We start from the raw sequence: 7,206 nt of genomic DNA, 5'->3' as shown, positions 1-7,206 counted from the left end.
CGGCTTCAACCTGACGAACCGCTTGGATTCGGATGTCCTCCAGGGCTTTGCGGTTTAAGGTGCGCCCATCACGTCTGTCCATGCGGACAGTATACCACATGTCCGGCAATCAATGCACGGATTAGTATCTCAATCACAAGGCCCTGGCAATCACAACCAATCTGTCATATCGGCGGATTTTATGCGGGTCGTCCAAAATTAAGTTTAACTGATATAACTCGAACAAGGTATCGGTTTTGCTTGTATTTTTTGACAATTCAAGCATAGTGTCTGATCGTTTGCAGAAAAAATTTATAATTAAGATTATAATTCGGATCTTTGCGTCGTCTGAATACCTGTTTGACATCAACGCAAAATATGGTATCTCTTGTTCGTATTGGTGCTTCTTGCATAACTATTGATAATGCAAATCTCAATCATTTTTGGAATGACGAATGGCCTATCATGAATCATCCGGCATGGGCTGGTGGCCTGCCATCACGATCTTTGCCGTCATGTTGGCTGGCAATGGATGGTGGGTGGAACTCCTGGTGGCAGGTGGTTTATTCTTGTTCTTATCGGATTCGTGGCGTGCCGCGCTATTGCTGGTGCTGGTCGTTTACTGGCTGGTTCGCAAGCTGACCCAACAATCCAAACCATTACTCTCCGACGCCAAGTCCGTGCCCTCCATGCCAGAGCCCACGCTGGACGGAACTGGGTCAAGCGAAACAGAGGTGATTTCAGTTCCGCGACACACCCCGCAACGACCCACTCCCCAACCCTCGATTGCGTTAACCGTCACGCCTTCCATTGATTCCGCAATGGGGGGTGATGCGGTGCAACCGACACGCAATGAGCCGTTCGTGACGGTCCGACTCGGCAACCGTGAGACCAGCCACCGGATTCCACCGCCCCCGCCATCGCTCCGAGACCCTATCCAAACACGTTGGATTCCGCCTGGAAAGTTGGTCATGGTGGCTGGCTTCATGCTGCCAGGGGGAATGCTGTATGTCGGAAGCCCCGCGGACCGCTACAGACGTGATGACCCGTCGTTGATCGATCCCTCGCTTGAGGTGACCCAGCATCCCATCGATCCCGCTCTGAAATTGACCTCGTACTGGCCGGATTACGCGCAGCTCACACCGGATGCGCGTCGGGCCTATCTGGAATGGTTGGCCGGAGGTCGTCACGCGCAGGAGATCGACATCGGTTATCTCTTTTTGTTTTATTACGGATTGGAACGCCGGGTGTTGACCGATGTGGCGGACGATCCGAGTGCACAGACAGAGATCACACCGATTGCCCAAGAGATCCGGAGGCTTCTGGCGATATATGGGACGAATCACTCGTTCCGGAACTATGCCACGGAACTCCTGGCTTACCTCGAATCGGTGCGCATTGAACCGGCGAGCTATCTGGCGCCTCCACCGGCAGCAGAGCGCTCCTTTCCGCTTCCGATGCGACTGCGCATCGCGCTGGGTCAACTGGCCGTGGACCGGCAGCCCCTGCCGGCTGCCTGGGCGCTTGCCTGGGTTCTGTCCGATCCGAACCGGGTACTGCGCACGCCGGTCAAACGGTGCAAGGCGCCATTCGCGACGCTCTTTCAGGTAAAATATATCGAATGGTTTGGCTCCGGTATGCGATTGCGCGCCAATCAGACCAGGCTCACGATCGCCTACCGGGCAGCTTCGGGCAAATTGGCTGGGATGGAATTCAAACGGCAACTGGACCAGATCCCGGAAATTGCGGCGCAATCCGCGCCCCAGGCCAAGCTTCAAGAGTTGATCGATCACTGTGCCAGCCTGTTGGAGCCTTACAGCCGCTTCATCGGGCGCCATCCGGAGCTGGAGAATACGCATGAGGCATGCCTGTTGCTGCCTCTGACCTGTTGGCCAGCCGAGCTTGTGGCTGAGTTGCTCACCCTTCAGGAGCAGACGCAACACGAATTACAGGTCTTCCGTTTTGACGCGCTGATGGAGCGTTTTCAATGTTCGGCCAATCTGTCACGGGAGTTGATCACCGGGTTGGCCGCGGTTTTAGGGGCTCACCGGATCGGCATGCACCCGGATTGCGAGAAGGGGCGGAAACGGTTCAAGCCGGATGAGTACGTGGTCCTTTTTCAAGCCGAAGCGGATGAAGATATCCCCTGGAACACCCCGACCTATCTGGCTGGTGTCACGACCGTGGAATTGGCCTGTCTGGTGGCGTTGGCGGATGACATCGAACGACTCGCTCCTCCGACTCTGACACGTCTCACGGAGCAGATCGACTCCTGGGCCCATTTGCATCCGGGACAACGGCAACGACTCAAGGCGCATATGCGCTTGTCTCTGGTGCAGCCCCCGAAGCTGGCGACCCTGAAAAGGCGCTGTCTGCCGATGCCGATCGATGCCCGGCATACGGTGGCGAAGTTTCTGGCGCATCTGGCCGAGGCCGATGGAATCATCACGTCCGGTGAGGTCAAGCAACTTGAGCGCATCTACCAGGCGTTGCAGCTCGATGTGCAGATGCTTTATGACGATCTGCACGGGGTGAGTGCGCAACGTATTTCCAAAAAGAGATCCGCTTACAGCGTGCCAGCGGAGGGCGCCATACCCGCAGCTCGGGATGGATCCCTGGAGTTGGATCCATCGCATGAGAATCCGGCCGATGCGCGTCAGTCGATTCAGCAAGAGACCGATCCATCCGGTGTTCGGCTCGATTTTGCGCGGATTGCCCAACTGCGACAGGAGACCGAATCGGTCACCACGCTGTTGGCGGAACTGTTCGCCGGGGAAAATGCCGAAGTTCGACCCGTGTCCCATCCAGCGTCCACACCCGAGCCTGAACCGGTCGAACAGCCTCTGTTTGGATTGAGTCCGGAGCATGCGGCATTCTTGCGTCAACTGGTGATGCGTCCCACCTGGTCACGCCAGGAGTTAAGCGATCTGGCAGCCGACATGGCGTTGATGCTCGACGGCACCCTGGAACTGCTGAACGATGTCATTCTGCAACGTTTTGAGCTGGATCTCTACGAAGGTGAGGATCCGGTGGAGATCCTGCAACATCAACCCCTGCTGGAGAAATTGTCTGCATGAGCACCACCATGCGCATCAAGGATCGGGATGCGGTAATCAACGCACTGCGAGCGGGAGTTGTCCCACGAACCGGGCAACATCTGATTCAGGTGGGACGCAAGCGGGAGGTTGAGGCGCTGTTGCGGGATATCGAACGGATTCATGACGGCGGATCGAGTTTCCGGATCGTGATCGGCGAGTATGGCGCGGGCAAGACCTTTTTCTTGAATTTGATCCGTTCGATCGCCTTGGAAAAGCGCTTGGTCACCATGCAGGCCGATCTCAATCCGGATCGGCGTCTGCATGCCAGCGGAGGTCAGACACGATCACTCTACCAGGAGTTGACCCGCAATTTGGCCACGCGTACCAAGCCGGAAGGCAATGCCCTGCAGGGAGTGATCGAAAAATTCATTGCCCAGGCCAAAACCGATGCCAAGGGAGAGGGTACAAGCGCGGAGGGATTAATTCGCAGCCGTTTGCTCCCGTTGACGGAACTGGTCAACGGCTATGATTTTGCCGAGGTGATCGCTGCCTACTGCCGTGGATACGACACGAATGACACAACGCTGCAATCCCATGCTTTGCGCTGGTTGCGTGGTGAATTCAGTACGCGCACCGATGCCCGGAACGCACTGGGTGTGCGCACCATCGTGGACGATGCCACCGTTTATGATCAGATCAAGCTGATGGGACGTTTCGTGCGCCTGGCGGGGTTCTCGGGCCTTCTGGTCTGTCTGGATGAGCTGGTCAACCTGTACAAATTGGCCAATACCCAGGCGAGAAACGGCAACTACGAGCAGATTCTGCGCATTCTGAACGACTCCTTGCAAGGCTACGCCGAGGGGGTTGGTTTTCTGCTGGGCGGAACGCCGGAGTTTCTTCTGGATACCCGCCGGGGGTTGTACAGCTACGAGGCGCTTCAATCCAGGCTGGCGGAAAACCGGTTTGTCAAGAACGGCTTGGTCGATCTGTCGGGGCCGATCATTCGCCTGACGAGTCTGACACCGGAAGAGCTGTTCGTCCTGCTCGGAAACCTGCGTCATGTGTATGCCTCCGGCCATCCGGAACGCTATCTGCTGCCTGATGAGGGGTTGCAAGCGTTTCTGGATCACTGTGCCAGACGGTTGGGGGATGCCTATTTTCGTACGCCGCGCAGCACCATCCGCGCATTCATCGATCTGCTCGCCACCCTGGAACAGAATCCGGGCGTGGCGTGGAGATCGCTCCTCGAGGCGGTGCAGGTGATGCAAGATCACGGGGCAGTGGCTGACATGCCGGACGAGGGTGAGGACGAGGATGAGTTGGTCAGCTTCCGGCTCTAGCCGCTCTTTCGAGTTGCTCGACACGCGCATTCAACGTTGGATCTGGAACCAAGGGTGGGACGAGCTGCGTCATGTCCAGGAAGAGGCCATTCCGGTCATCGACCAGGCCAAACAGGATGTCATTCTCGCCGCAGCGACCGCATCCGGCAAAACCGAAGCGGCTTTCTTTCCGATCCTCAACCGTCTGTTGAGCGCCCAACCACAGCCGCGGGCGGTGGTGTATGTCAGTCCACTCAAGGCGCTCATCAACGATCAATGGGGCCGGCTGGTCGATTTGTGCCAATGCGTCGATATCCCGGTGATCCCCTGGCATGGGGATATCTCCTCCCGAATCAAAAACGCCTTCATTCAGAAACCTCATGGGGTGTTGTTGATCACGCCCGAATCCCTGGAAGCGATCTGCGTGACTCGGGGCAGTTGGCTGTCAACCCTGGCTGCAAACCTAGACTATCTGGTCGTCGATGAGTTGCATGCCTTCATCGGCACCGAGCGCGGCAAGCAGTTGCAATCGCTGTTGCGACGCCTGGAGTTGGTGGCTGGTCGCCCTTTGCCTCGGGTGGGACTGTCGGCGACCTTGGGGGATATGAGCCTGGCTGCGGAGTTCTTGCGTCCTGGCAAGGGAGCCGAGGTGCGGTTGATCCTGGATCCGGCCCAAAGTGGGGAGTTGCAACTGTTGGTCAAAGGGGTGATCGATCGTTCCCCGGAGGGTGACGATCAGACCGTGCTCCAAGAGTCGCAAATCGAGGATCTGGTGAGCGGTGGCCTGCTGGATATCGGTGCGGATTTGTTCAGAAAACTGCGTGGATCGAACAATCTGATCTTTCCCAACAGTCGCAACCGGGTAGAGCTGTTGGCCGATCTGCTGCGCCGCTGTTGTGATCGGGAGGGGATACCCAATGAGTTCTGGCCACATCACGGGAGTCTGTCCCGGGAGATTCGCGAGGAGACCGAAGTCGCCTTGAAACGTGGGGATCGTCCGGCGACTGCGATCTGTACCACAACGTTGGAGCTGGGCATCGACATCGGGAGCGTGCAAAGCGTTGCGCAGATTGGGCCGCCCCCATCGGTGGCCAGTCTGCGACAACGGATGGGGCGTTCGGGTCGCCGTGCTGGAGAAGCCTCGATTCTGCGTTGTTATGCCATGGAATCGGCATGTACCGCCCATTCAGACCTCTCCGATCTGCTCCGTGAGGGCTTGGTGCAGACCATCGCCATGCTTCGTCTACTGTTGGCGCGCTGGTTTGAACCACCCTTGGTCCAGGGACTCCATGCTTCGACCTTGGTGCAACAGATCCTGTCGGTGATTGCCGAGCGGGGAGGCGCGACAGCCGGGCAGTTGTGGAACACCCTGACGGGAGATGGCACATTTGGCAACTTGACACGGTTGGAGTTCCTGGAGTTGCTGCGACATCTCGCGAGATGCGATCTTCTGACTCAAGATGGAGCGGGCGTGTTGCTGCACGGCCTCCAGGGGGAGAAGATGGTCAACCACTATTCGTTCTACAGCGCGTTCCAGAGCGATGAGGAGTTCCGTCTCGTCTGTCAGGGACGCTCCCTGGGGGCGCTGCCGATCCATCGTCCACTGGTGGTCGGACAGTTCATTGTCTTTGCCGGGCGCCGATGGGTGGTGCTGGATGTGGATGTGGACAAGAAGCTGATCACCGTGAAGCGTGGCTCGGGAGGTACGCCGCCCGCGTTCGGCGGCGGCTCCGGCAAGGTGCATGATCGGGTGCGGGAGGAGATGCGGCTGGTTCTGTCGGAGGCTGAGGCAGTTCCTTTCCTGGACTCGATGGCCAGGGGGCTCTTGCGGGAGGCGCGCCGCTACTATCTTGAGGCCGGATTGGCCCGTCGCCTGTGCATTCCCACGGGGAACGGGGTGGCGCTTTTGACCTGGCGCGGGGACCGGAGCAACGATGCGTTGGCGCTCTTGTTGAAGAAACAGGGATTCCAGGCCATCAATACCGGGCTCACGGTGCAGATTTCAAATGTCGATGCGCGCCCGGTCATGGATGAATTGCGGCGTATCAGTCAGCAGGTCGAGATGGATCCCTGCGTTTTGCTGGCGGATGTCAAAAACCTGCTTCAGGAAAAGTGGGATTGGGCGCTGCCCGAGACATTGCTGAGACAATCGTTCGCTTCGATTCATTTGGACCTGGTGGGTGCCCGTGCGGTGGCGGAGTCGATCGTGCGCAATGAAACTTGTTTGGATGCGGGGGAGATGGCATAATCCGGGTCGGTAGTTGGGTTTTGGCGTTCGGAGTGGCTGCGCCAGTTGAGGTGATTGAAACATATCAGTTCTAACACAAATATCACCTTTTTGGTTTGGATTGATCACGCCAATTGAGGCGATTGAACCCCATTTTTCCAGGTACCATCTTTCCAAACCCAGATTGACCACGCCAATTGAGGCGATTGAAACATTAGCCCCATGCACTGCTCTGGTAAGGCATGTGCGTTTGGGCCGCTCGCGCCAATGGTGGCGATTTAGACCTGTTGCCGATTATGTCGTGCCACAGATTGTTGGTTCGGACTACCTACGCCAATTGAGGCGATTGAAACTCTAGAGCTTTTTGAACAGTGTTTTCAGCAGTCCGACCGCCCGCCAATGGAGGCGCTTGAAATTCTGGGTGGAACGGTGGTGCCGCTGGCAATCAGCGGCACGCCACTTGGCAGGGGCAGGGCGGGGATAGAGAAGTGAGTGTTCGCAGTGGATGGCGACTGACTGGTTTGAGGAGGGTGTAAGCGTTTTGAATTATAACTATTATTATGATAATTAAAACAGGTAAACCCCCGGATCTGCCGGGGTGACAGTAGCAGTTTGACATTTCCGGGAATCGTCCATGGTGTTT

Annotated in this window: 3 protein-coding genes; all 3 read left to right on the top strand. The window is 57.2% G+C overall.

Going from position 1 to position 7,206, the window contains the following annotated elements; all coding sequences use genetic code 11:
- Positions 1–434: 434 nt before the first annotated feature.
- The 3 genes from ACV4UY_RS16255 to ACV4UY_RS16245 are packed head-to-tail and all read left to right on the top strand — an operon-like array spanning position 435 to position 6,584.
- Complete coding sequence (locus tag ACV4UY_RS16255) at positions 435–3,056, top strand: tellurite resistance TerB family protein (RefSeq protein ID WP_491608603.1); 2,622 nt, start codon at positions 435–437, stop codon at positions 3,054–3,056.
- On the top strand, positions 3,053–4,357 hold the full coding sequence (locus tag ACV4UY_RS16250) for an ATP-binding protein (protein ID WP_491608602.1): 1,305 nt from the start codon (positions 3,053–3,055) through the stop codon (positions 4,355–4,357). Before ACV4UY_RS16255 ends, ACV4UY_RS16250 begins: the two co-directional genes overlap by 4 nt.
- Positions 4,332–6,584 carry a DEAD/DEAH box helicase gene (locus tag ACV4UY_RS16245; RefSeq protein ID WP_491608601.1) on the top strand — a complete coding sequence of 751 codons (2,253 nt, stop codon included), beginning with the start codon at positions 4,332–4,334 and terminating at the stop codon, positions 6,582–6,584. Before ACV4UY_RS16250 ends, ACV4UY_RS16245 begins: the two co-directional genes overlap by 26 nt.
- Positions 6,585–7,206 lie beyond the last annotated feature (622 nt).

This window comes from Candidatus Magnetaquiglobus sp. (genome assembly GCF_058402785.1).
This window is presented reverse-complemented; position numbering and strand designations above follow the sequence as displayed.